At 70.2% G+C, this 25,409-nt stretch carries 23 protein-coding genes; 5 read left to right on the plus strand and 18 right to left on the minus strand.

The window, feature by feature from the left end; all coding sequences use genetic code 11:
• Positions 1–7 precede the first annotated feature (7 nt).
• Positions 8–1,432, minus strand: coding sequence for a UDP-N-acetylmuramate--L-alanine ligase (gene murC, locus AC3A46_RS04835; RefSeq protein ID WP_487664071.1), 1,425 nt, complete (start codon positions 1,430–1,432; stop codon positions 8–10).
• A gap of 118 nt (positions 1,433–1,550) precedes the next feature.
• On the opposite strand from murC, the gene AC3A46_RS04840 reads away from it, so the two are divergent.
• Positions 1,551–1,946: a GntR family transcriptional regulator gene (locus tag AC3A46_RS04840; protein ID WP_487664072.1), complete on the plus strand. Its 396-nt coding sequence runs from the start codon at positions 1,551–1,553 to the stop codon at positions 1,944–1,946.
• Here the strand turns inward: AC3A46_RS04840 and AC3A46_RS04845 are convergent, their stop codons facing one another.
• From AC3A46_RS04845 to AC3A46_RS04895, 11 genes are all read right to left on the minus strand, one after another.
• A complete protein-coding gene (locus AC3A46_RS04845) occupies positions 1,947–2,369 on the minus strand; it encodes a hypothetical protein (RefSeq protein ID WP_487664073.1) in 423 nt (140 codons plus the stop codon).
• Between the two features lie 38 nt (positions 2,370–2,407).
• On the minus strand, positions 2,408–3,493 hold the full coding sequence (locus AC3A46_RS04850; RefSeq protein ID WP_487664074.1) for a UDP-N-acetylglucosamine--N-acetylmuramyl-(pentapeptide) pyrophosphoryl-undecaprenol N-acetylglucosamine transferase: 1,086 nt from the start codon (positions 3,491–3,493) through the stop codon (positions 2,408–2,410).
• Positions 3,494–3,621: 128 nt separating this feature from the next.
• A complete protein-coding gene (gene ftsW / locus AC3A46_RS04855) occupies positions 3,622–4,917 on the minus strand; it encodes a putative lipid II flippase FtsW (RefSeq protein ID WP_487664075.1) in 1,296 nt (431 codons plus the stop codon).
• Positions 4,847–6,421, minus strand: a complete 1,575-nt coding sequence (gene murD / locus AC3A46_RS04860) for a UDP-N-acetylmuramoyl-L-alanine--D-glutamate ligase (protein ID WP_487664076.1) — start codon at positions 6,419–6,421, stop codon at positions 4,847–4,849. Before murD ends, ftsW begins: the two co-directional genes overlap by 71 nt.
• Positions 6,418–7,530, minus strand: a complete 1,113-nt coding sequence (gene mraY, locus AC3A46_RS04865; RefSeq protein WP_487664077.1) for a phospho-N-acetylmuramoyl-pentapeptide-transferase — start codon at positions 7,528–7,530, stop codon at positions 6,418–6,420. Before mraY ends, murD begins: the two co-directional genes overlap by 4 nt.
• Positions 7,527–8,942 (minus strand): UDP-N-acetylmuramoyl-tripeptide--D-alanyl-D-alanine ligase, encoded by a 1,416-nt coding sequence (locus AC3A46_RS04870; RefSeq protein WP_487664078.1) that lies wholly within the window; start codon positions 8,940–8,942, stop codon positions 7,527–7,529. Before AC3A46_RS04870 ends, mraY begins: the two co-directional genes overlap by 4 nt.
• Positions 8,943–8,968: 26 nt before the next feature.
• Positions 8,969–10,753 carry a peptidoglycan D,D-transpeptidase FtsI family protein gene (locus AC3A46_RS04875; RefSeq protein ID WP_487664079.1) on the minus strand — a complete coding sequence of 595 codons (1,785 nt, stop codon included), beginning with the start codon at positions 10,751–10,753 and terminating at the stop codon, positions 8,969–8,971.
• A 67-nt stretch (positions 10,754–10,820) separates the two neighbouring features.
• Complete coding sequence (gene ftsL / locus AC3A46_RS04880) at positions 10,821–11,423, minus strand: cell division protein FtsL (protein WP_487664080.1); 603 nt, start codon at positions 11,421–11,423, stop codon at positions 10,821–10,823.
• Positions 11,420–12,388, minus strand: coding sequence for a 16S rRNA (cytosine(1402)-N(4))-methyltransferase RsmH (gene rsmH, locus AC3A46_RS04885; RefSeq protein ID WP_487664208.1), 969 nt, complete (start codon positions 12,386–12,388; stop codon positions 11,420–11,422). The genes ftsL and rsmH overlap by 4 nt, the downstream gene beginning before the upstream one ends.
• A gap of 106 nt (positions 12,389–12,494) precedes the next feature.
• Entirely contained in the window at positions 12,495–12,926 is a 432-nt protein-coding gene (gene mraZ, locus AC3A46_RS04890; protein ID WP_487664081.1) for a division/cell wall cluster transcriptional repressor MraZ, read from the minus strand.
• 197 nt (positions 12,927–13,123) lie between these two features.
• Positions 13,124–13,489, minus strand: coding sequence for a DUF3040 domain-containing protein (locus AC3A46_RS04895; protein WP_487664082.1), 366 nt, complete (start codon positions 13,487–13,489; stop codon positions 13,124–13,126).
• A gap of 111 nt (positions 13,490–13,600) precedes the next feature.
• Between AC3A46_RS04895 and AC3A46_RS04900 the strand changes: the two genes are divergently transcribed.
• Positions 13,601–14,647: a polyprenyl synthetase family protein gene (locus AC3A46_RS04900; RefSeq protein WP_487664083.1), complete on the plus strand. Its 1,047-nt coding sequence runs from the start codon at positions 13,601–13,603 to the stop codon at positions 14,645–14,647.
• A 1-nt stretch (position 14,648) separates the two neighbouring features.
• Here the strand turns inward: AC3A46_RS04900 and AC3A46_RS04905 are convergent, their stop codons facing one another.
• Positions 14,649–14,999 (minus strand): Rv2175c family DNA-binding protein, encoded by a 351-nt coding sequence (locus tag AC3A46_RS04905; RefSeq protein WP_487664084.1) that lies wholly within the window; start codon positions 14,997–14,999, stop codon positions 14,649–14,651.
• A 216-nt stretch (positions 15,000–15,215) separates the two neighbouring features.
• Here AC3A46_RS04905 and AC3A46_RS04910 point away from each other — a divergent pair, with 216 nt between their 5' ends.
• Together AC3A46_RS04910 and pknB are read left to right on the plus strand one after the other, a co-directional pair.
• Positions 15,216–16,370, plus strand: a complete 1,155-nt coding sequence (locus AC3A46_RS04910) for a LysM peptidoglycan-binding domain-containing protein (RefSeq protein WP_487664209.1) — start codon at positions 15,216–15,218, stop codon at positions 16,368–16,370.
• A 79-nt stretch (positions 16,371–16,449) separates the two neighbouring features.
• A complete protein-coding gene (pknB, locus tag AC3A46_RS04915; protein WP_487664085.1) occupies positions 16,450–18,405 on the plus strand; it encodes a Stk1 family PASTA domain-containing Ser/Thr kinase in 1,956 nt (651 codons plus the stop codon).
• 95 nt (positions 18,406–18,500) lie between these two features.
• Here pknB and AC3A46_RS04920 read toward each other — a convergent pair whose 3' ends face one another.
• From AC3A46_RS04920 to AC3A46_RS04935, 4 genes are all read right to left on the minus strand, one after another.
• Positions 18,501–19,457: a hypothetical protein gene (locus AC3A46_RS04920; RefSeq protein ID WP_487664086.1), complete on the minus strand. Its 957-nt coding sequence runs from the start codon at positions 19,455–19,457 to the stop codon at positions 18,501–18,503.
• 383 nt (positions 19,458–19,840) lie between these two features.
• The gene (locus AC3A46_RS04925) at positions 19,841–21,178 is read right to left on the minus strand and encodes a class II 3-deoxy-7-phosphoheptulonate synthase (RefSeq protein WP_487664087.1); all 1,338 of its coding nucleotides are present in this window, start codon (positions 21,176–21,178) and stop codon (positions 19,841–19,843) included.
• A 62-nt stretch (positions 21,179–21,240) separates the two neighbouring features.
• Positions 21,241–21,930 (minus strand): lysophospholipid acyltransferase family protein, encoded by a 690-nt coding sequence (locus AC3A46_RS04930; RefSeq protein ID WP_487664088.1) that lies wholly within the window; start codon positions 21,928–21,930, stop codon positions 21,241–21,243.
• Between the two features lie 4 nt (positions 21,931–21,934).
• Entirely contained in the window at positions 21,935–22,870 is a 936-nt protein-coding gene (locus AC3A46_RS04935) for an ROK family glucokinase (RefSeq protein ID WP_487664210.1), read from the minus strand.
• A 152-nt stretch (positions 22,871–23,022) separates the two neighbouring features.
• On the opposite strand from AC3A46_RS04935, the gene AC3A46_RS04940 reads away from it, so the two are divergent.
• Positions 23,023–24,849: an AMP-dependent synthetase/ligase gene (locus AC3A46_RS04940; protein WP_487664089.1), complete on the plus strand. Its 1,827-nt coding sequence runs from the start codon at positions 23,023–23,025 to the stop codon at positions 24,847–24,849.
• Between the two features lie 62 nt (positions 24,850–24,911).
• On the opposite strand, the gene def is transcribed toward AC3A46_RS04940, so the two are convergent.
• Positions 24,912–25,403, minus strand: a complete 492-nt coding sequence (gene def / locus AC3A46_RS04945; RefSeq protein ID WP_487664090.1) for a peptide deformylase — start codon at positions 25,401–25,403, stop codon at positions 24,912–24,914.
• Between the last annotated feature and the right edge of the window lie 6 nt (positions 25,404–25,409).

The raw sequence follows: 25,409 nt of genomic DNA on the forward strand, positions 1-25,409 counted from the left end.
GCGGCTGCTACTCCGCCGTGCTCGTCGGACGGGCGGGGTCCTCGTGGGCGAGGGCCTCGAGCACCTGCGGGATGATGAGGTACACGTTGCCGCAGCCGAGCGTGATGACGTAGTCGCCGTCGCGGGCGACCGATGCCGTGTAGTCGGCGGCCTCCTGCCAGTCGGGAACGTAGTGCACGTGCGACGGGTCGGCGAAGGCGCCGCTCACGAGCTCGCCGGTGACTCCGGGCACCGGGTCCTCCCGGGCGCCGTAGACGTCGAGCATGACGGTGTGGTCGGCGTAGGTCTCCAGCACCTCGGCGAACTCGCGGTACATCTCCTGCGTGCGCGAGTAGGTGTGCGGCTGCTGGATCGCGATGAGGCGTCCGTCGCCGACGACCGACCGCGCGGCGGCGAGGGCGGCGGCGACCTCGGTCGGGTGGTGCGCGTAGTCGTCGAAGACGCTGACGCCACGCTCGACGCCGTGCAGCTCGAAGCGGCGGACGGTGCCGGAGAAGCCCTCGACCGCGCGGACCGCGGGCTCGAGGTCGTGGCCGAGCGTGAGGAGCACCGCGACCGCGCCGACGGCGTTGATCGCGTTGTGGGCGCCGGGAACAGGCAGCTGCGCGTCGACGGTGACCCCGTCGTGCGTGACGCGGAACGAGACGGGGCCGTCGGTGACGATGTCGCTCACGCGCACTGTCGCGTCTGCGGCCTCGCCGAAGGTGACGACGTGAGGGTGGGTGAGCTGTGCGGCGACGAGCTGCGCACCCGCGTCGTCGGACGAGATGACGACCGCCTCGCGCGCCTCGTTCGCGAACCGGGCGAACGCGGCGTAGAACGCCTCGCGCGTGCCCCAGTGGTCGAGGTGATCCGGGTCGACGTTGGTGATGAGCGCGATCGACGTGTCGTAGAGCAGGAACGTGCCGTCCGACTCGTCGGCCTCGATGACGAAGAGCTCGTCCGAGCCGCTCCCGCTCGACACACCCAGCTGCGCGATGACGCCGCCGTTGACGAACGTCGGCTGCACGCCCAGGTCGCGGAGGGCGGTCACGATCATGCCGGTCGACGTGGTCTTGCCGTGCGCGCCGGCGACCGAGACGAGCCGGCGCCCGCCGATCAGCCAGTACAGCGCCTGCGACCGGTGGATGACGTGGAGCCCGCGCTCCTTGGCGAGCACGAACTCGGGGTTCTCGGGCCAGATCGCGCCCGTGTGCACGACGGTGTCGACGTCGTCGGCGAGGTTCGACGCGTCGTGCCCGACGTAGACGGTGGCGCCGAGCTCGGCGAGCTCGCGCAGCGCCGTGCTGTCGGCGCGGTCGGATCCCGAGACGCGGATCCCGCGCTCCAGATACATGCGGGCGAGCCCCGACATGCCGGATCCGCCGATTCCGATGAAGTGGGCGGCGGTGATGTCGTCGGGAATGGGAAGACTGAGATCGGGTCTGATCATGACCGGTCAAGTCTAAGTTGGCGGGCGGATGCTGAGCCCCCGGCGCGCTGGGGCGGCTCAGCGCCGGAGCCTACCTTTGTGTTGACACATTGATACAGATGACGACACAATCAAAGTCATGGCCGAATTGTCCAGGATGTCGTTCGTCATCGACCCGTCCTCCGCCGTCCCGCCGTTCGAGCAGCTGCGCACGGGGCTCTTCGACGCGGTCGCGTCCGGCGAGCTCGCCGCGGGCACGCGACTGCCCACGGTGCGCCGCCTCGCCGAAGACCTCGGTGTCGCACCGGGCACGGTCGCCCGCGCGTACCGCGAGCTCGAGGCATCCGGAATCATCGAGACGCGGGGCCGCAACGGCACGTTCGTCGCCTTCGACGCCGACCCCGCCCGCCAGCAGCTGCAGCGCGCCGCCGCGGCGTTCGCCGCGCAGGTGCGGGATCTGCATCTCGACGCCGAGGAGGCCCTCGCCATCGTCACCGCCGCGCTGCGGTCCCCCGGTGCTCCGGCGGGAGCCTGATCACAGCTTCGTGCTGCTGCACTCCCCCAGCTGTGTCATCGACAGGGCGTCGCGGCACTCGTCCAACCACCAGCCTTCGCCGTAGCGATCCTTCGTCATGTCGGTGTAGATCTCCCAGCCGCCGCCCGGAAGGACGCGGTAGTACGCCGTGAACGGGTCGCCCTCCGTGGTCGGTCGGGTCACCGCCAGCTCCGCGCCGGCGAGCGTCGCCTCCTCGAGGCACGCGATGTCGCCGGTCGGGATCTCCTCGCCCTGATCGAGTTCGACGGCGCCGCACGACGGCAGCTCCTCGCGATCGAGGAACGCTGCCGGGGTCGGCCCTCCCTTCGGCTCGCCCGGACCGAAGGTGACGCAGCCGCTCAGCGCGAGCGCGCCGACGCCCGCCAACAGCACCGCCGTCGCCCCCCTCGTCGCACTCGCCATCGGTCCCCCGGTCCCCTGCGGTCGTGAGTGAGATCGTCTCAGCCGCGCAGCGCGTCGTCGATCATCGCGACGACGTTCTCGGTTCCGGTGCGGGTGCAAACGGATGCCGCGGCCGCCGCCATCGCCGCGCGGCGGGTCTCGTCGGTCAGGAGCGGCACGACCTCCGACCGCACGCGGTCGCCGGTGAACTCGGCATCCGGGATCAGGATCGCCGCGCCGGCGCGCACCGCCGACGACGCGTTCAGCGCCTGTTCGCCGTTGCCCACGGCGTACGGCACGTAGGCGGTGGGGATGCCCAGAGCGCTGATCTCGCTGACGGTTGCTGAACCGGCGCGCGACACGATGAAGTCGGCGAGGGCGAAGGCGAGGTCCATGCGGTCGACGTAGCGGCGGACCACATACCCGGGCGCGCCGGGGTCGGCGAGCTCGGAGCGCTCGCCGGTGACGTGCAGCAGCTGCCACCCGGTGTCGACCACCGCGCGCCAGCCCTCGCCGTGCCCTTCGCCGAAGGCGGCGTTCAGGCGCTGGGCGCCGAGCGAGCCGCCGAAGACCAGGAGCACCGGCTTCGCCGGATCGAGTCCGAAGTACGCGGCGGCCTCGTCGCGGAGGGCGCCGCGGTCGAGCGTCACGATCTCGCGACGCAGCGGCATCCCGACGACCTTCGAGCGCTTGAGCGGCGTCCCCTCGAAAGCCACGCCCACTCCGGCCGCCCTGCGGGCGCCCAGCACGTTCGCGAGCCCCGGGCGGGCGTTCGCCTCGTGCACCACGAACGGCACGTTCTCGCGCCGGGCCGCGACGTACGCCGGGGCGGACGCATAGCCGCCGAAGCCGACGAGGACGTCGACGCCGCGCTGCGCGATGTGTGCCCGCACCTGGGAGATCGCGCGGGGGAAGCGCGCCGGGAACGCGGCGGCCGCCTTGTTCGGGCGCCGCGGGAACGGCACCTTGTCGACGAACAGCAGCTCGTAGCCGCGCTCGGGCACCAGCCGCGCTTCGAGCCCCTCACGGGTGCCGAGCACGAGCACCTCGGCCTCGGGGTCGCGGGTGCGCAATGCGTCGGCGACAGCCAGGAGCGGGTTGACGTGTCCGGCGGTGCCGCCGCCGGCAAGGAGGTACGTCGTCACTCCCCGAGCCTACCCGGCTCGGTGCCTGCCGGTTCGGGGCGCATTCACTCCGTTGGGGCGCAGAACCTCCGCCCCGACGGAGAGATCACGCCCCGAACGGCCCCGAACCGGAACGCGACGACCCGACGTCAGCGGACGGCGCGGAGCTTCGCCCGCTCGCGGGCCGCGCGGGCCTCGGCGATGCGCGCCTCGCGTCGGGCGATGGAAGCCGGGAGCGTGCGTGCGAACGCGAGCAGCACGCCGCAGGCCAGCAGCACCGAGAGCAGCGAGGTGCCGCCCTGCGACATGAACGGCAGCGGCACGCCGAGCACCGGGAAGACCCGCAGCACGACGCCGATGTTGATGAGCGCCTGCCCGACGATCCACACGGTGATGCCGCCGGCGGCGATGCGCACGAACGGGTCGTCGGTCTTGCGGATGACGTGGAACGCGCCCACCGCGAACAGGGCGAAGAGCGCCAGCACGACCGCGCAGCCGATGAGGCCGAGCTCCTCGCCGACGATCGCGAAGATGTAGTCGTTCGCGGCGGCGGGGAGCCAGTCGTACTTCTCCCGCGAGTTGCCGAGGCCCAGGCCGAAGACGCCGCCGCTGGCGAGGCCCCAGATCCCGTGCAGCGGCTGGTAGCAGTCGTTGAAGTAGTCGTCGAGGCAGTTCGGATTCAGGAAGCTCATGAACCGGCGCATGCGGTCGGGGCTCGTCACGGCGAGGAAGGCCACCGCGCCGGCGGCGGCGATCGCGGGCAGGACGAAGATGCGGAGCTTCACGCCCGAGAAGAACAGCGCGCCCAGCACGATGAGCACGAGGATCATCGCCGTGCCGAGGTCGTCGCCGGCGAGCACCGTCGCGATCGCGAGGCCTGCCACGGGCACGAGCGGGATGAACACGTGCTGCCACTTCGTGAGCAGCGTGCGCTTGCGGAACAGCACGAAGGCCACCCAGAGTGCGAGGCCGAGCTTCAAGAACTCCGAGGGCTGCGCCTGGAAGCCGCCGATGATGATCCAGTTGCGGTTTCCGTCGGCCCCGTGCCCGAGCGGCGTGAAGACCAGGAGCTGGAAGGCGACGCCGAAGATCAGCGCCGGCCATGCGATCTTCTTCCAGAACGTCACCGGCAGGCGGCTCGCGATGAACATCAACGGGACGCCGATCACGGCGAAGACGACCTGCTTGAGCACCATCTCCCACGGCGCTTCTCCGGCGGCCGTCGCCGTCGCGGAGGTCGCCGACAGCACCATGACGAGCCCGAAGACCGTCAGGAGCAGCGTCGTGGAGGCGATGAGGAGGAACTCGCTCGGCACCGGGGCGAACACCCGGCCGAGCGACACGCGAGCAGAGAGGCCGCGTCGTGCGGGCGGGTCAGCCTCGCTCGTCGTCGCCGGCGGAGCGGGGCGCGTCGTCCGGGGCCGCGGCGGCTGCGTCGTGGTCACCCGGGTCCTCCGTTCCGATCCGTTGCCTCACCGCCGCAGCGAATCTGCGGCCGCGGTCCGCGTACGACGCGAACTGGTCGAAGGATGCGGCAGCGGGAGCGAGAAGAACGACGTCCCCGTCACGCGCCACCCCTGCCGCCAGTTCGACGACCTGCGCCATGACCACTTCAGTCTCATCGGCGTCCACCTCGAACACGGGCACCGTCGGCGCGTGTCGCCCGAACGCGGCGACCACGGCGGCGCGGTCGAGGCCGATCACGATCGCGGCTTTCGCGGTCGCTCCGCGTCCGGCGACGAGCTCGGAGATGTCGACGCCCTTGAGCAGTCCCCCGACGACCCATACGGCGCCGGGGTAGGCCGCGAGCGACGACGCCGCGGCGTGGGGGTTGGTGGCCTTCGAGTCGTCGACCCACGTGACGCCCGCGTGGCGTGCGACGACCTCGATGCGGTGCGGGTCCAGGCGGAAGCCGCGCAACGCGTCGCGGATCGCCGCGGGTGCGACATCCAGCGACCGTGCGAGGGCTGCCGCGGCGAGGATGTTCGCGACGATGTGCGGCGCGGCGAGCCCGAGCGAGGCGAGCTCCTCGACCGTCGTGAGCTCCAGGGCGCTCTTGTGCCGGTCTTCGAGGAACGCGCGGTCGACGACGATCCCCTCGACGACGCCGAGGTCGCTCGGGCCCGGAACACCCAGGTCGAAGCCGATGGCGCGGGCGCCCTCGACGACCTCGGCGTCCTCGACCATCGCCCGGGTGGCGGCATCCGCCTTGTTGTAGACGCAGGCGACGCGGGTGTTGTCATACACGTGCGCCTTGGCGGCGCGGTACTCCTCGAACGAGCCGTGCCACTCGAGGTGGTCGTCGGCGAGGTTGAGGCACACCGCGGCGTGCGGTGACAGCGGGTCGGGCGAGTCCTGCAGCGCGAGGTACCAGAGCTGATGGCTCGACAGCTCGACCACGAGGGCGTCGAACCCCTCGGGGTCGCGCACCGCGTCGAGCACGGGCGTGCCGATGTTGCCGACCGGCGCGGCGCGCAGGCCACCGGCGACGAGCATTGTGGCCGTGAGCCGCGTGGTCGTGGTCTTGCCGTTGGTGCCGGTGATGAGGATCCAGTCGGCGGGCGTGCCGTCGGGCCTGACCACCTTGTCGCGCACGCGCCACGCCAGCTCGACGTCGCCCCACAGCGCGATGTCGCTCTCCCGCGCCCACGAGATGAGCGGATGCCTCGGCGCGAACCCCGGCGACGCCACGACGACCTCGGGCGCGAACTCGACGAGCTCGGCGGGAACCGACTCCAGGGAGCCGGTCCAGAGGCGCACGCCGATGACGGGCAGGAGGCGCGCGTACTCCTCGTCGGCCTTCTCGGTGACGACGAGGACGTCCGCGCCGAGCTCGGCGAGGGTGTCGGCGACGGAGAAGCCGGTGACCGACAGGCCGAGCACGGCGACCCGCAGGCCCTTCCAGTCGGCGTTCCAGCTGGTGAGGGTGCGCAGGCGTTGCGAGGTCATGTGCGAGAGAGCCATTCGACGTAGAAGAATCCGACGCCCGACACCGCCAGGAGTCCGGCGATGATCCACATGCGCACGACGATGGTGACCTCCGACCAGCCCCGCAGCTCGAGGTGGTGGTGGAACGGGCTCATGAGGAAGAGGCGCTTGCCGCGCGTGATCTTGAAGTAGAGGCGCTGCAGGATCACGGAGCCCGGACCGATGATGAAGACGCCCGCGACGAGCACGGCGAGCAGCTCGGTGCGGGTGAGGATCGCCATCGCGGCGATGACGCCGCCGATCGCCATCGACCCGACGTCGCCCATGAAGACCTTGGCCTTCGGGGCGTTCCACCAGAGGAACCCGACGAGCGCGCCGACGAACGACGCCGAGATGATCGCGAGGTCGAACGGGTCGCGCGTCGGGTAGCACGCGGCCTTCGCCGCGGCCGAGAGGGCGTCGCCGCCCCAGCACGCCTGATTGAACTGCCAGAACGCGATGAGGCTGTAGGCGCCGACGACGAAGATCGCCGCGCCCGCGGCCATGCCGTCGAGGCCGTCGGTCACGTTCGTGCTGTTGGAGAACGCGACGCCGATGAACGTGATCCACACGAGGTAGAGGATCCAGCCGATGATGAGCCCGAGGGTCATGAAGCCCAGGGCCGGCACGTCTCGGAACACCGAGATGAACGGCGAGGCCGGGGTCTGGTCGAACTGGTTGGGGAAGTTCAGCGCGACGATGCCGAACGGCACTGTGACGGCGACCTGACCGGCGACCTTGCGCCAGCCGCTCAGTCCCATGAACTTCTGCTGGCGCACCTTCATGTAGTCGTCGATGAAGCCGACCGCGCCGAGACCGACCATCATCCAGATCACGAGCAGGCCGGAGACGGTCGGCGGGTTGTTGCCGACGTAGCACCCGACCAGGTAGCCGACGATCGTGCCGACGATGAAGATCGTGCCGCCCATGGTGGGCGTGCCGCGCTTGGTCTGGTGGTTGGGGTTGCGGATGTCTTCCGGCGTCCGGATCACCTGGCCCCAGCCCCATTTGCGGAACAGCCGCAGGAACACCGGGGTGAGGAAGAGGGTGAATGCCAGCGAGATCGCCGCCGCTGTAAGGAGTGATCTCACGAGAACGATTCTCCCAGACGATCGCCGAGGAACCGGAGCCCGGCGGAGTTCGACGACTTCACGAGCACGCGGTCGCCGTCGCGCAGCTCACCCTGCAGGTACTCGAACGCCTCGTCGGCGGTCGAGAAGAACACGGCCTCGTTGTCCCACGAGCCCTGCGCGACGGCCTCGAGGTACATGCGGCGCGCAGCGTCGCCCACGACGACGATGCGCTGGATGCCGAGCCTCACGGCCAGCAGCCCGACCCGGTCGTGCTCCTCCTCGGCGTACTCGCCGAGCTCGCTCATCGCGCCGAGCACGGCGACGGTCCGCTCATCGGGGCCGGTGATCTGCGCGAGGGTGCGCAGCGCCGCGGACATCGAGTCGGGGCTGGCGTTGTAGGCGTCGTTGATGATGCGCACGCGCTCCGACCCGAGGGGCTGCATGCGCCACCGCTCGGCGATCTCGACCGTCTCCAGGCGCGCGACGGCGTCGGCGAGCGAGACCCCGAAGGTCGTCGCGGCGGCGATCGCCGCCAGTGCGTTCATGACGTGGTGCTCGCCCAGCACCCGCAGGCGCAGCGGCATCGAGACGCCGTCGGCGGTCACCGTGAACGAGGTTCCGGATGCCGTGACCACGACGTCATCGGCGCGCACGTCCGTGGCTGCGGGGCCGCGGCCGAACCAGCGCACGCTCGCGCCGCGCTCGGCGGCGATCGGCGCCATGGCGGCGACGCGCGCGTCGTCGGCGTTGAGCACCGCCACTCCCCCGGCGCTCAGCGCGCGCACGAGCTCCGACTTCGCGTGGAAAGTCGCCTCGATCCCGCCGAAGCCGCCGGCGTGCGCCATGCCGACCATGAGCACGACGCCGACATCGGGGTCGACGAGCCCGGCGAGGCGGGCGATCTCCCCCGGCGCACTCGCGCCGAACTCGCTGACGAGGTACTTCGTGGTGCCGGTGACCCGCAGCATCGTGAGCGGTGCGCCGACCTCGTTGTTGAACGACGCCTTCGGAGAGACGGTCTCGCCCTCGCCCTCGAGGATGCGGGCGAGCAGGTTCTTGGTCGTCGTCTTGCCGTTCGACCCGGTGATGCCGACGACGCGCAGGTCTGCAGCATCCCGAACCGTCTTCACGACCTCGCGAGCCAGGGCGGCGATCGCCGCGACGACGTCGGCCACGACGATCTGGGACACGGATGCCTCGACCCGCCGCTCGACGAGGGCCAGGGCGGCGCCCCGCTCGACGGCCGCATCGACGAACAGGTGCCCGTCGGTCTCTTCGCCCGGCTTGGCGACGAAGACGCCGCCGGGCTCGATGAGGCGGGAGTCGGTGTCGACCGCCCCCGACACGACGGTGTCGAGGGTGTCGCCGTTCTCGAGGTGGACCTCGCCCGCAACGGCATGGGCGATCTGGGCGATGTTGAGCGCGATCATGTGGGGAACTCCGGAAGCTCGGGACACTACCCGAACTTGGGCAGCAGCTCCGGCGACGTCGTCGAGGGCATGACGCGGTAGGTCTTGAGAACCTGGGTCATGGCCTTCTGGAACGCGGTCGCGTTGGCCGCAGACGATGTTACCTTCGTCGGCTCGTCGAGGGTGACGACGACCACGTACTCGGGGTCGTCGGCGGGGGCGAATCCGACCATCGTCGTGTAGTACACGCCGGCCTTGTAGTTGCCCTGGCCGTCGCTCTTCTCACCGGTGCCGGTCTTGCCGCCGAGGCGGTAGCCGGGGATGGCGACCGTCTTGGCGTAGGGCGCCTGCAGGAACACGTTCTCGAGCATCTCGCGCATCTCGGCGGAGGTTCCCTCGCTGATGACCCGTTCAGGCTCCGCCACCTCAGGCTCCACGACGGTGCCATCGGCCTTCGTGCACGACTCGATGATCTGCAGCGGCATCTTGACGCCGTCGTTCACGATCGCCCCGTAGGCGCGGGCGAGCTCGGGCATGGTCGTGGTGACGCCCTGCCCGAACGAGGTGTTGAGGGTCGTCTGCGCGCCCCACTGGTCCGCGGGATAGATGAGCCCCTGGCCCTCGCCGGGGTACCCGGAGGCCGTGCCGTCGCCGATGCCGAACCGCTTGAAGTAGTCGTAGCGCGTCTGGTTGTCGACCTTCTGGCTGAACTTCGAGATGCCCGCGTTCGACGAGTCGATGAGCACGCCGGTGAGCGTGTAGGTGTACGCGGGGTGCTGGAAGGAGTCGCGCACGCGGGCGCCCCCGTCGAAGTTCTCGAGGCTCGAGGCCACGACGGTGGAGTTCGGGGTCTGCCCCCCGGCGTCGATGACCGTCGCGGCCGTCAGGCCCTTGAATGTGGACCCCGGCTCGAAGGTGCCGAGGAAGATGCTGCTCGTGCGGTCCCTCACCTCGGCGGCGTCGAAGTCGTTGGGGTCGACGGTCGGATACTCGGCGGCCGCACGGACCTTGCCCGTCTTCACCTCATACACCAGGATGCCGCCGCGCTGCGCGGCCATCGTCTGGGTCTGCTCGGCGATCAGCTGCTGCATGTACCACTGCAGATCTCGGTCGATGGTCAGCTGCAGCGTGCCGCCATCGGTCGCGGGGGTCTCCTGCTCGGTACCCGGGATGACGACGCCGTCCTTGCCCTTCTCGTAGGTGCGCGTGCCGTCCGTCGCAGCGAGGCACGCGTTCTGCGACCGCTCGAGGCTCTCGAGAGGCGTCCCGTCGGAGCCGACGAACCCGATCAGGTTGCCGGCGACCGCGCCGTCGGGGTACGTGCGCGCGGGGTGCGAGACGCACGCGATGTAGGGCGTCTTGAGGTCGGCCAGGGCGCGGAACTGCTCGGTCGAGACGCCCTTCTCGAGCACCGCATACTGCGAGTTCGGGTCCTCCGCGAGAGCGGTGCCGACGATCGCCCGGACCTCTTCGGGCGTCTGGCCCGTGATCTCGGCCACGTCGTTCGACACGTCCGCCCACAACCGGTCGTCGGAGTCGCCCGCGAGCACCTGCTCGTCGATCTGGGTGATGAGCAGCGGAGAGAGCTGGCAGTCGTAGCGGAGGATGCTGCCTGCCAGGGTCTGACCGTTCGTGTCGACGATCGAGCCGCGCGTGCCGTAGAGCGTCTGCTCGCCCGCGAAGGCGACATCGAGCGAGTCCTTGATGTGGTCGTCGGCATTCACGACCTGGATGTCGACGAGCCGCACGATGAATCCGGCCAGCACGGCCAGGACGACGGCGAGGGCCACGACGGTGCGGCGGCGGGGGCTTCTCGTGCTTCGTGTCGTCATCTGCGTCTCGTGCTCCGCGCCTCGTGCAGTGGGCGTCTCGATCGGTTCTCGGCTCGGCGTCGTCGCTTCAGTGTGTGCTCGGGGTGGGCAATCCGTCCGTGAGCGGGGGCGGAGTGTTGCCGACTCCGCCGTCGGACGTCTCGGCGACCTCGACCGGCAGCCCGTCGATCGTGGCGTCGGGCACGGTCACCAGGGGCGTGTTCGTGATGAGCGCGTTGGGCACGGATCCGCGGCCGATCGCGTCGACCGAGGACGTGCCCATCGCGACCTCTGACGGACCGAGGATCGCCCCGTCGCTCAGCCGCAGATAGCTGGGCGCCTCGTTGATCACCATGCCGAGGGCCGCCGCGTTCGCCGCCAGGTACTGCGGCGAGCTGAGCCCTGCGACGTCGTCGTAGAGGATCTGCTTCTCGTACGTGAGGTCGCGCTGTTCCTTCGTCAGGGCGGCGATCTCGTACGTCCCCTGCGTGGTCATGATCGACAGCGACATCTGGGCGGCCCCGATGAGGAACGCCCCCATCACCGCGACGATGCCGTAGAAGAGCTTCGGGCGGCGCCGGCGGGCCGGCTCGTCGAGCACCCGCAGACGGCGGCGCGGAGCATCCGTCCTCTCCGGAGCGACGGCGCGGCCGAGGCGGGCGCTGGTCGTGGCGTTCGCGATCGTGCTCATGAGGCACCCTCCGCGTGCTCGGGCCTCACGCGCTCAGCGGCTCGGAGGCGCACCGGCGTCGCGCGCGGATTGACCGCGCGCTCCTCGTCGGTGGCGAGCTCGGCACCTTTGACGAGCAGTCGGAACTTGGGTGCGTGCTCGGGCAGCTCGACGGGCAGGCCCTGGGGCGCGGTCGACGCCGAAGCCTCGGCGAACGCACGCTTGATGAGGCGATCCTCGAGGGACTGGTACGACAGCACGACGATGCGGCCGCCGACCGGCACGATGCCGAGGGCGGACGGCACCGCGCGCTCCAGCACCGACAGCTCGCGGTTGACTTCGATGCGCAGCGCCTGGAACACGCGCTTGGCAGGGTGTCCCGTGCGCTGCACGGCGGCCGGAGTCGCCGCCTGCAGGATCTCGACCAGCCGGCCGGACCGATCGATCGGCGCTTCGGCACGTGCGGCGATGATGGCGCGGGCGTAGCGGCCCGCGAGCTTCTCCTCGCCGTAGCGCTCGAAGATGCGCCGCAGATCGCCCTCGCCGTAGGTGGCGAGGATGTCGGCCGCCGTCGTGCCGGCCGACTGGTCCATGCGCATGTCGAGCGGTGCGTCCTGTGCGTAGGCGAACCCGCGGTCGGCGACGTCGAGCTGCAGCGACGAGACGCCCAGGTCGAAGAGGATGCCGTCGGCCGCGGCGAACCCGCTGGCTGTCACCGCCTCTGCGATCCCGTCGTAGACGGTGTGCACGAGGTGCACGCGGTCGCCGAAGGGTGCGAGGCGCTCCCCCGCGATGCGGAGGGCGTCGGTGTCGCGGTCGAGGCCGACGAGCTGGAGCTTCGGGAAGCGCTGCAGGAACGCCTCGGAATGCCCGCCCATGCCGAGGGTGGCATCGACGAAGACGGCGCCGTCGCGCTCGAGCGCGGGAGCCAGCAGCTCGATGCAGCGCTCCAGCATGACCGGGGTGTGTATGTCGCGCAGGTTCATCATCACCTGGCAGTCCTGGTCCCCAGGCCCTGATCCCCATCCGCTCCGACCTGGCACCGGGGAAGTGGCGACAGGGCACGAGCAGCTGGGAGTCACGGCCGAGGGCTCAGAACAGGCCCGGAATCACCTCCTGCTCCAGCTCGGCGTAGCTCTCTTCGTTGGCCTCGGCGTAGGTGTTCCACGCCGCGGCGTCCCAGATCTCGGCATGGGCGCCTACGCCGGTGACGACGAGGTCGCGCTCCAAGCCGGCGTATGCGCGCAGCGGAGGGGGGATGGTGATGCGGTTCTGACTGTCGGGCTTCTCGGCGCTCGCGCCGGAGAGGAACATGCGCAGGAAGTCGCGCGCCTGCTTGTTCGCAAGAGGCGCCTCGCGGATGCGGTCGTGCACCCGTTCGAACTCCGTCTCGCTGAACACGTACAGGCAGCGATCCTGTCCGCGCGTCACGACGACACCCCCACCGAGGTCGTCGCGGAATTTCGCCGGGAGGATGACGCGCCCTTTGTCATCGAGCTTGGGTGTGTGCGTGCCCAAAAGCATCGGTACATCACACCCCCTTCGTCCGGCCCCCCGGGTTGTGCGCCACTTTACTCCACTCTCCTCCACTTCGCTACTGATTTGTGATCTGGCGCTCCCCCATGCCCCTCCGGCGGGGATCCGCGGGCGGCGCGCGGGCAACAAAAAAGCACCGACCCGAAGGTCGGTGCTTCTCGTGCCGATTCAGGCGGCGGGGACGCTCAGCGCTCCCCCTGCCGCTTGTCCCAGCGGTCGTTCATGCGGTCCATGAACGAAGAGTTGTTCTGGGGCTTGGCCGGTCGGTCGGGCTCGACCCGCATCTTGCCCGGACCGCGGCCCGGTGTGACGGCGAGGAGCACCCCGCCCAGCATCACGACGAATCCGATGACCCCGACGACGATCAACTGCTGCGACACCCCGACGATGAGACCGCCGAGTCCGAGCAGCACGAGGATCGTGCCGTAGACGATGTTGCGATAGCTCAGAGTGCGTCCGTCGCGGGGCGCGCTGACGACATCCGCGTCGTTGCGCATGAGATGGCGTTCCATCTCGTCGAGCAGGCGCTGCTCCTGTTCGGAGAGTGGCATGCTTCCCCCTCTGTACTTCGGTGGCTCGATTGTACGCGTGCCGTTCCTCACTAGGCTAGGCCCGTGTCCGCCCCTGTTGAGCCGATCGAAGCCATTTCCCAGCGAGTGGACATGTTCGTCTCGGCTCAACGCCGGAGTGCGGTCGATGCCGGCCCCGAAGCGGAGCGATTCGTCGCCTCGGGGGCGGCTGCCGTGACCGGCGGAAAGCGCCTTCGCGGGCGTTTCTGCCTCTCCGGGTGGAGGGCAGTGGAGGAAGCCGCGGGCCCCACCGGCGCACCGACCGCCCCGGTCATCGCCGCGGCCGCCGCCCTCGAGGTGTTCCATGCGGCAGCCCTCGTGCACGACGACCTCATCGACAACTCCGACACGCGACGCGGCCGTCCGTCGGCGCATCGTGCCCTCGAGGCCGGGCACCGAGACGCGGGCTGGCTCGGCGACGCCGACGCCTTCGGCCGCTCGGGCGCGATCCTGCTCGGCGATCTGCTCGTCGCCTGGAGCGACGACCTCCTCGAGGAGGGGCTCGCCGAGACCTCCGCCGAACGGGCCGCCGCCGCGCGCAGCCAGTACGCGCTGATGCGCCGCGAGGTCACCCTCGGGCAGTTCCTCGACGTCGCAGAGGAGTCCGCGTTCGCAAGCGAGCCCGACGACCGGCATGCCGAACGGGCGTTGCGGGTGGCGTCCTTCAAATCCGCGCGTTACAGCGTGCAGCAGCCGCTCGCGATCGGCGCGGCTCTCGCGGGAGCGGATGCTGCGCAAGCGGCCGCCCTCGCTGCGTTCGGGCATCCGCTCGGCATGGCGTTCCAGCTGCGCGACGACGTGCTGGGCGTGTTCGGCGACGAGGCCGCGACCGGCAAGCCGTCCGGCGACGACCTGCGCGAGGGCAAGCGGACCGTGCTCATCGCATACGCGCGGGAGGCGCTCGCGCCGACCGCGCGCCGCATGGTCGACGAGCTCGTCGGCGACCCCGATCTCGACGCCGACCAAGTGGCGTCGCTTCAGCGGACGATCGTCGACACCGGCGCACTCGACCGCGTCGAGCGGCTCATCGCCGATTACGCCCGCGAGGCCGATCGCGCTCTCTCGGGGGCGCGGCTGGGCAACGCGGCCGTCGGAGAGCTGCGCGACCTCGCGCGCGCCGCGACCGTGCGCACGACCTGATTCAGGCGAGGGTGCGGGCGATCCGGCGGACCTCGCTCTTGCGCCCGGCGAGCAGCGACTCGATGGGGGCGTGACCGAGGGACTCCTCCGGAGACAGCAGCCAGTCGATCGCCTCGTCGTCGGAGAAGCCGGCGTCATGCAGCACGAACACGGTGCCTCGCAGCGATGACAGCGGGTGCCCGTCGACCACGAAGACGGACGGCACCTTGAAGACGCCGTCGCGCTTGGACCCGACGAGGTAGTAGTCGTCGAGCAGCCGGCGCACGCGGCCGAGCGGTTCGCCGAGCACCTCCACGAGGTCGGGCAGGGTGAGCCATTCGGTCTCGAAGCGCGGAGCGGCGTCAGAGGTCACGAAAGCAACTATCTCAGATCGGATCGGGCACTCGCCCACCACACTCTGGCCACATCAGTAACAGAAACCACTCCACATAACACCTGTTGACACCAATAAACATCCGTGACACGGTTCTCGGAGTCGACTGAGGGGGGAAAACTCGTGCGACAGGTCCGCAGCACCAGGAATCGTGTCCACCAGGCAGGCATCCCGTCGCGCGCGCTCCTCACCGGAGTGCCGGTGGCCGTCGCCGGGTCGATCGCGCTGACCCTGTCGGCGGTGCCCGCTCATGCCGCGACGACGGATGCGGCGCCCCTCAGCGTGCCGCGCACGTTCGGCGCTGCGGCCGCGAGCGTCCCCCGCGTCGCCGCACTGCCCGCCGTCCGCGTGACCACCGAGACCGCACCCGCGACGTACACGGTGCAGCGCGGAGACACCGTGAGCCGCATCGCGGCGCGCTTCGGGCTGCGAACCAACGACGTGCTCGCCCTCAACGGGCTCGGATGGTCGTCGACCATCTACCCGGGCCAGGTGCTCAAGCTCAGCGCGGCCGCCGCCGCACCGGCGCCGCCGGCTCCCGCACCGACCCCATCCAGCGGCGCGTACACCGTGCAGCGCGGCGACACGGTCAGTGCGATCGCCAAGCGGCACGGCGTGACGACGAACGCGGTGCTCGCGGCCAACGGGTTCGGCTGGTCGTCGATCATCTACCCCGGGCAGACCATAAAGATCCCCGGCGCGGCCGCGCCCGCGGCATCCGTTCCCGCTCCTGCACCTGCCCCTGCCCCTGCGCCCGCTCCCGCGCCGAACACGTCGCCGGGCGGTTCGCACACCATCGCGGCCGGCGAGACGATCAGCTCGATCGCGAAGCGTTACGGCGTGACGACGAACGCGGTGCTCGCGGCCAACGGGCTCGGCTGGTCGTCGATCATCTACCCCGGTCAGACCATCAAGATCCCGGGCTCCGCACCCTCGGTGCCCGGGCTCACCGCCGAGCAGGTCGCCAACGCGCAGCTGATCGTCCGCATCGGCCGTGAACTCGGCGTCTCGGACCGCGGCATCGCCATCGCCCTCGGCACCGCGATGCAGGAGTCGTCGCTGCGCAACGTGACGTTCGGCGACCGCGATTCGCTGGGCCTCTTCCAGCAGCGTCCCAGCTACGGCTGGGGCACCGCCGCGGAGGTGCAGGATGCCGCGCGCGCGACGCGCGTCTTCTTCGGAGGCGCCGGCGACCCCAACGGAGCCCGCACGCGCGGACTGCTCGACATCCCGGGCTGGGAGGCGCTGACCTTCGCGCAGGCCGCTCAGGCCGTGCAGATCTCGGCGTACCCCGACGCGTATGCGAGGTGGGAGGCCTCGGCCCACTCCTGGCTCGCGGCGCTCGGCTGAGCCAGGCATCCGTCACAATGCGGTCTCGCCGGGTGAGCCGCTCCGCCGGCTCGCAGGCACCGATCCGTAGACTCTCAGGGTGAGCACGAGTCAGCAGACGGACCCGCTGATCGGCCGTCTCGTCGACGGCCGGTACCGGGTGCGTGCTCGCATCGCCCGCGGCGGCATGGCCACGGTGTACGTGGCGACCGATCTGCGCCTCGAGCGGCGGGTCGCGCTCAAGGTCATGCACTCGCATCTGAGCGATGACACGGTCTTCCAGAGCCGGTTCATCCAGGAGGCCCGCGCGGCCGCCCGTCTCGCCGATCCGCACGTGGTCAACGTGTTCGATCAGGGCCAGGACGGCGACATGGCGTACCTCGTCATGGAGTACCTGCCCGGCATCACGCTGCGCGAGCTCCTGCGCGAGCAGCGCCGGCTGACCATCCCGCAGGCGATCTCGATCCTCGACGCCGTGCTGTCGGGCCTCGCCGCCGCGCACAAGGCCGGCATCGTGCACCGCGACGTCAAGCCCGAGAACGTGCTCCTCGCCGAGGACGGTCGCATCAAGATCGGCGACTTCGGCCTCGCCCGGGCCACGACCGCGAACACCGCGTCGGGCGCGCAGCTGCTCGGCACGATCGCGTACCTCGCCCCCGAGCTCGTCACGCGCGGCACAGCCGACGCGCGCAGCGACATCTACGCCATCGGCATCATGCTGTACGAGATGCTCACCGGCGAGCAGCCCTACAAGGGCGAGCAGCCGATGCAGATCGCCTTCCAGCACGCCACCGACTCGGTGCCGCGCCCGAGCGTGAAGAACCCGGGCGTTCCCGAACCGCTCGACGAGCTCGTGCTGTGGGCGACCGAGAAGTCGCCCGACGAGCGGCCCGTCGATGCGCGCGAGATGCTGCAGCGCCTGCGCGACATCGAACGCGAGCTGGGCGTCTCCCCCGTCGTCGCCCGCACCGGTCCGATCGGCATCGTCCGCGACGACATCGCCAACACCGGCGAACTCACGGCGGTGCTGCCCAGCACGGCCACCGGCCCCGTCGCGACGATGGCGGAAGTCGACAACGCCGGCCGGCTCCGCCGCGCCACGCAGCGCCGCCGGTCCCGGGGCGCCTGGCTCATCGCGCTCGTGCTCGTGCTCGCCGCGCTCGCGGGCGGGCTCGGGTGGTGGTTCGGCTCCGGCCCAGGGTCGATGGTCGCCGTCGCCGATGTCACGGGCATGAGCTTCGACGAGGCATCCGCACGCCTTCAAGAGGACTCCCTGGTCGCCGTGCAGCAGGGCGAGTACAGCCTCGAGGTCGCGACGGGCCAGGTCATCCGCAGCGACCCCGAGGGTGGCACCCGCGTCGACAAGGGCGCCGAGGTCGACGTCTACGTCTCGCTCGGCCCGCAGGAGGCGACGTTCCCGTCGTTCTCGGGAATGCCCGACGCCGACGCACGCGCAGCGCTCCAGGCCCAGTCCGTATCTGTGCCCGACGAGAGCGCCAAGTTCTTCACCGACGCCGCCCCCGACGTCGTGATCGGCGTGAGCATCCGCCCCGCGGGCGCGCCCGACGACGGATCACAGGACGTCGGGTGCATGGACGGCTGCACCGTCCACCAGGGCGACACCGCGTATCTGCAGGTGTCGCTCGGCCCGCTCCCGAACGTCGCGGGCGAGAGCGAGGGCAAGGCGCGCAGCACGCTCGAGGGTCTCGGGCTCGTCGTCGCCGACCCCAGCCAGACCGAGTCCAGCGACTCGGTCAAGGCCGAGCGCGTGATCCGCGTCCTCGGCAAAGAGGACGGCAGCCCGCTCGCTCCCGGCGACACCGTGACCCTGGTGGTGTCGACCGGTCCGGCGCTGTTCGAGGTCCCCGACTTCGAGGGCATGACGCTGGCCGAGGCCCGGCAGGCCGCCTCGAACGCCGGATTCGCGATCGACTACGACGACCGCTGGGACGCCTTCCCCGACCCGTTCACCCAAGTCGAGTCGCAGAACCCCGACGCCGGTGACATGGAGCCCAAGGGCACCGTCATCTCGCTGCGCATCGCCGCCGCCCTCTGACCTGCGGCGGCCTCCGCCACCTCGGCCCCGCGCAACCCAGCCCGCCCTTCGCGACGAGACCTCACAACAGCACCACCAGGCGCCCGGGCCCGGTGCTATCGTGCGGTCTCGCGGCTCAAGGCGCGCCTCACGCGGGCGGCGAGGGCGGAACAGTCCGGGTCGACATCGTCGGCGCCGATCAGGAAGACCTCGTATCCCGCGTCCTGGAGCAGCTGCACGCGTGTCAGATCGCTGAGCCACCTCTTGCGGGAGCTGCGGTGCTCCTCCCCCTGATACTCGATGAGCAGCCTGCGGCTCGGATACCCCAGGTCGGCGTGCCGCCGCCCCTCAGCGGTCTCGACCGGCACCTGCACCTGCGGTTCGGGCAGCCCGTGTGCGACCAGGCCGAGCCGCGTCCGCGTCTCGTAGGGAGAGTCCACCGGAGAACGGGCGTCGGCGAGGGCCCGGCGGAGCGCCGCGGTGCCCCGCCCACGACCACGGCGCAAGATCGCGGCCTCGAGATCGTCGACGGTGCACGGCGGGGTGCCCCGCGTCCCGTCGGGTTGGCGCTTACCGGTCAGGAGGTAGTCCGCGGCCGCGACGAGCCACTCGTGCGCGATCAGCGCGCCGCCGACGACCGCGCCGCGCTGGGCGAGCTGACACCAGACGTCGGCCGGCGAGACCACCGGGAGCAGGCCGAACATCTCCCGCTGCACCGCATCAGCAGACGTCACCCAACCGATCACGCCGGCGTGGCGCAGCGCGACGCGCGTCCCCACCGACAGGACGTGCAGCCCTTCGGTCGCCGAGTACGCCGGCTGGAGCGGAATTCCCCAGATGCGCGCCGCCGTCCGATGGCTGAACCAGTGCCCCGGCCCCAATGCCGGGATGAGTCGTTCGCAGCGCGCCATGATGTCGGCGTCGACCGCGCACTCCGCCGCGATGTGGATCCCATGATGCGGATTCGCGACATCCCTCCCCCGCAACCTCCCCCGGTCGACGCCACGCGCGCGTGCCTCCGCAGTCGTGAACGCGAACCCTTGGAGCTCCTCAGGGAGTTTTCGGCGCGGCATCCGTCGATCCTGCCGCGCCTGCGTCGGCGGAGGCGGAGATTGTCCACAACCCCGACGCGAGACCTCACAACAGCACCGTCGAGCCTGGCTACTCGGTGCTATCGCGCGGTCTCGTTGCCGGGGGGCCGGGACGGCGTCGCACAGAACCGCTGAGCGGCGAGGATTCCGGATGCTGCGGGCCGAGGCATCCCGTTGTCCCACACGCAATCGCGACGAGACCTCACAACAGCACCGTCGAGCCTGGCTACGCGGTGCTATCGCGCGGTCTCGTCTCCAACGGCGGCCGCGACGGGGCAGAGCCGGCAGAGGAGGGGAGGAACAGAGAGATCCCGGATGCCTCGAGGCGAGGCATCCGGGATCTTCTTCGTGTCAGGCGCGAGAGGTCAGCGCTTCTCGAGCTCCTCGGCGACGAGGAAGGCGAGCTCGAGCGACTGCATGTGGTTCAGGCGCGGGTCGCACAGCGACTCGTAGCGGGTCGCGAGGGTGGCCTCGTCGATCTGCTCGGAGCCGCCGAGGCACTCGGTGACGTCGTCACCGGTGAGCTCGACGTGGATGCCGCCGGGGAACGTTCCGACTGAGCGGTGCGCCTCGAAGAAGCCGCGGACCTCGTCCACGACGTCGTCGAAGCGACGCGTCTTGTAGCCGGTCGGGGTCGTGATGCCGTTGCCGTGCATCGGGTCGGTGACCCACAGCGGCGTCGCGCCCGAGTCCTTCACGGCCTCGAGCAGCGGCGGCAGCGCGTCGCGGATCTTGCCGGCGCCCATGCGCGTGATGAACGTGAGGCGGCCGGGCTCGCGGTTCGGGTCGAGCTTGTCGATGAGCGCGAGCGCGGTGTCGGGCGACGTGGTCGGGCCGAGCTTGACGCCGATGGGGTTGCGGATCTTCGAGAAGTAGTCGACGTGCGCACCGTCGAGCTCACGGGTGCGCTCGCCGATCCACAGGAAGTGCGCCGACGTGTTGTACGGCGTGTTCGTGCGCGAGTCGATGCGCGTCATGGGCCGCTCGTAGTCCATGAGCAGGCCCTCGTGGCCGGTGTAGAACTCGACCCGCTTCAGCTCGTCGAAGTCGGCGCCCGCCGCCTCCATGAACTTGATGGCGCGGTCGATCTCGGTGGCGAGGCGCTCGTACTGCTGGTTGGCGGGGTTCGACGCGAAGCCCTTGTTCCAGGAGTGCACCTCACGGAGGTCGGCGAAGCCGCCCTGGGTGAAGGCGCGGATGAGATTGATGGTCGACGCGGCCGTGTGGTAGCCCTTGAGCAGCCGGTTGGGGTCGGCCTTGCGCGACGCCTCGGTGAAGTCGTAGCCGTTGACGATGTCGCCGCGGTAGGCCGGCAGCGTGACGTCGCCGCGGGTCTCGGTGTCGCTCGAACGGGGCTTGGCGAACTGACCCGCCATGCGGCCCATCTTGACGACGGGCATCGAGGCGCCGTACGTGAGCACGACGGCCATCTGCAGCACCGTCTTGATGCGGTTGCGGATCTGCTCGGCGGTCGCGCCGGCGAAGGTCTCGGCGCAGTCGCCGCCCTGGAGGAGGAACGCCTTGCCCGACGCGGCACGCGCCAGGCGGTCGCGGAGGTTGTCGACCTCCCCGGCGAAGACCAGCGGCGGCAGGGTCGCAAGTTCCGCGGATGCCTCCGCCACCGCGTCCGCGTCATACCACTGCGGCTGCTGCTTGATGGGCAGGGTCCGCCAATGGTCGAGTGCGTCGAGGTGCTGGAGCATCCCTCGATTCTAGCCGCGGGACGCAGGCCACCGGCGCCGCGTGACGACCGGCCACTCCGCGTTCAGCGGGTCTTCGTCTTGAGCCGGTCCTTGACCGTCGACGCGTACACGTCGTCGTACTCCTGCTCCCCCAGTCGCTGGAGCGCGACCATGATCTCGTCGGTGATCGAGCGCAGGATGTAGCGGTCGCCTTCCATGCCCTCGAAGCGCGAGAAGTCGAGGGGCTCGCCCACGACGATGCCGACCCGCACGATCCGGGGGATCGTGGTGCCGATCGGCATCATCGTGTCGGTGTCGACCATGACCACGGGCACCACCGGAACGTGCGCTTCGAGTGCCATGCGCGCGATGCCGGTCCGGCCACGGTAGAGCTTGCCGTCGGGGCTGCGGGTGCCCTCGGGATAGATGCCGAGAAGGTCGCCCCGGCCCAGCACCTGCAGTCCCGTGTTGAGGGATGCCTCGGACGCCTTGCCGCCCGAACGGTCGATCGGGAGCTGACCCGTGCCCTTGAAGAACATGCGGGTCGCCCACCCCTTGAGGCCCTTGCCGGTGAAGTAGTCGCTCTTGGCGAGGAACGCGACCGGCCGGTCGAGCATGAGCGGCAGGAAGATCGAGTCCACGAACGAGAGGTGGTTGCTCGCGAGGATCGCGGCCCCCTCGGCGGGGACGTTGCGGCGGCCGACGATCCACGGGCGCCAGATCGCCTTGACGATCGGTCCGATGACCACGTACTTCATCAGCCAGTAGAACATCGCGCTACGCCTCTGTCCCCGCAAGATCGGCCGCTCCGATGAGGCCCGCGTCGTTGACGAGCTTCGCGATCTTGAAGGTCGCGATCGGCCGCTCGCCATAGCCCGGCAGCGACTTCTCGTACGCGACGCGCATCGGCTCGAGGAGGGCGTCGCCGAGCTGGGCGACCCCACCGCCGATGACGAAGAGCTGGGGGTCGAGCACCGCCTGGAACCCGCCGCACGCCTCGCCGAGCGCCGTCGCCACGCGACGCAGCGCCTCGGCGGCGCCGGGGTCGCCCGCGAGCACGAGGCGCGACACCGCGGGTCCGCTGATCTTGCCGTTCTCGGCGCGGTGGGCCGCCAGCGCGGCACCGATGCCGCCGCCGTCCGCGATGTCGTTGGCCTCGCGCTGCAGTGCGCGGCCCGACGCGTACTGCTCGAGGCATCCGTGCTGACCACAGCCGCACAGGATGCCGTCGCGGATGAAGCGGATGTGGCCGAGCTCCGCGGCGACGCCGTGACCGCCGCGGAAGAGCTGGCCGTCGAGCACGATGGCGCCGCCCACGCCGGTGCCCATCGTGAGCATCACCATGTGCTCGACGCCGCGGCCTGCGCCGAAGCGGAACTCGGCCCACCCGGCGGCGTTCGCGTCGTTCTCGATGGTGACCGGCAGTCCGATGCCCTGTTCGAGCGTCGCCTTCAGAGGCTCGTTGTGCCACGCGATGTTGGGGGCGTGGATGACGGTCGCCCGGTCGCGATCGATGAAGCCGGCCGCCGCGACGCCCACGGCGGCGACGTCGTGCGCGCCGCGGAAGTAGCGGGCCATGTCGACCACGGCCTGGGCCAGAGCGGCGGTGTCGGTCGGCGTGTCGACGCGGAGCTGTTCGACGATCGTGCCGTCGGAGTCGACGACCCCGCCCGCGATCTTGGTTCCGCCGATGTCGATGCCGACCTTGAGCACGTTCTCCCTCTCCGGCCGCCGCACGCGCGACAGCGCCTTGAAGTCTATCCAGCCGGTGCTCTCCACACCCGACGGCGAGTCGGATGTGACACCTGATTAGACTCGGATGAGATTCACCCGAGATTCAGTCGTCCGGTACCGAAGGAGCTGCCGTGGTCCAATTCGAAGTCCCCGCAATCGTCCCCGCCGATCCGCAGGCCAACATCACCGATCTGCTGGTCGAGCGCGTCAAGGCGACGCCGAACCTCGCGCTGTTCGCCGTGCCGGAGGGCGAGGGATGGCGCGACATCACCGCGGCCGAGTTCCAGAAGCAGGTCGTCGCGCTGGCCAAGGGCTTCGTCGCCGGCGGCATCGAGCCCGGCGACAAGGTGGGCTTCATCGCCCGCACCACCTATGAGTGGACGCTCGTGGACTTCGCGCTGTTCTATGCCGGCGCGGTCATGGTGCCGATCTACGAGACCAGCTCGAGCGCGCAGATCGCGTGGAACCTCACCGACTCGGGCGCCGTGGCGATCATCACCGAGCTTCCCGATCACACCGCCCGATTCGCCGAGGCCCGAGCCGAACTGCCGCTCATCCGCTCCGCGTGGGAGATGCACAGCGGCGATCTCGACAAGCTCGTCGCCGAGGGTGCCGGCGTCTCGGACGACGAGATCGAGCGGCGCCGCAACCTCGCCAACGGGGCCGACATCGCCACCCTCATCTACACGTCGGGCTCGACCGGGCGTCCCAAGGGATGTGTGCTGACCCACAGCAACTTCGTCGAGCTGTCGCGCAACTCCGCCAAGTCGCTGCACGAGGTGCTCGACATGCCCGGCGCATCGACGCTCCTCTTCATCACGACGGCGCACGTGTTCGCGCGTTTCATCTCGATCCTCACCATCCACGCCGGTGTCAAGACGGGCCACCAGCCCGACACCAAGCAGCTGCTGCCCGCCCTGGGGTCGTTCAAGCCGACGTTCCTCCTGGCCGTGCCGCGCGTCTTCGAGAAGGTCTACAACTCGGCCGAGCAGAAGGCCGAGGCCGGCGGCAAGGGCAAGATCTTCCGCGCCGCCGCGCACACCGCGATCGAGCACTCCCGTCTCCTGCAGGAGGGCAAGAAGATCCCCCTCCTCACCAAGATCAAGTTCGCGCTCTTCGACCGCCTGGTCTACTCGAAGCTGCGCACCGCGATGGGTGGGCGCGTGGCGTACGCCGTGTCGGGGTCCGCTCCCCTGGGCCACCGCCTCGGCCACTTCTTCCACAGCCTCGGCGTCACGATCCTCGAGGGCTACGGCCTCACCGAGACGACGGCGCCCGCGACGGTCAACCTCGCGACCAAGTCCAAGATCGGCACCGTGGGTCCGGTGCTGCCGGGTGTGGGCATCCGCCTCGCCGACGACGGCGAGGTCCAGGTGCGCGGCATCAACGTGTTCAAGGAGTACTGGCGCAACCCCGAGGCCACCGCGGCCACGTTCGACGGCGACTGGTTCAAGACCGGCGACATCGGCGCGTTCGACTCCGAGGGCTTCCTGACGATCACCGGGCGCAAGAAGGAGATCATCGTCACCGCCGGCGGCAAGAACGTGGCGCCCGCGGCTCTGGAGGACCCGATCCGCGCCAACCCGATCGTCGGGCAGGTCGTGGTCGTCGGCGACCAGAAGCCGTTCATCGCGGCCCTCGTGACCCTTGACCCCGAGATGCTGCCGACGTGGCTGGCGAACAACAGCCTGCCGGGCGACATGTCGCTCGCCGACGCGGCCAAGAACGACGCGGTGCGCGCCGAGGTGCAGCGCGCGATCGACATCGCGAACAAGAACGTCTCGCGCGCCGAGTCGATCCGCAAGTTCACGATCCTGCCCACGGAGTGGACCGAGTCGAGCGGCCACCTCACCCCGAAGATGAGCATCAAGCGCAACGTGATCCTCGAGGACTTCAAGACCGACATCGAAGAGCTCTACTCGGTGCCGGTGAACACCACCAACGTCTCACTCAGCTGAGCTCAGAAGACACCAGAGAGGAGCGGATGCCGGGGCCCCGGCATCCGCTCCTCTTCTGTGTCTCAGAACCAGTCGGACTCGCGGATCTCGCGCATCGCAACGCGACGCTGCTCCTTCGTGAGCCGATCGAGGTAGAGCGTGCCGTCGAGGTGATCGGTCTCGTGCTGGAGCGCCTGGGCGAGGAGGCCCTCGCCCTCGAGAACGATCTCGTTGCCGTCGAGATCGATGCCGACGACCTTCGCCCGCGGGTAGCGGACAGCGTCGTGCCACAGGCCGGGCACGGAGAGGCAGCCTTCGCCGATCGCCTCAGGCTCGCCCGACACCTCGACGAGCACCGGGTTCAGCACGTAGCCGATGTCGCCGTCGATGTTGTAGCTGAAAGCGCGCAGCCCGACACCGATCTGGGGCGCCGCCACGCCGGCGCGGCCGGGCAGCTCGACGGTGTCGACCAGGTCGCGCACGAGGGCGCGCACGCCGTCGTCGATCTCGCCGATGGGGGCACTGACGGACTTCAGGACGGGGTCGCCGAAGACACGGATGGGACGCACGGCCATCGGATG

The sequence above is a fragment of the Microbacterium sp. Soil_C_42 genome (assembly GCF_057656735.1).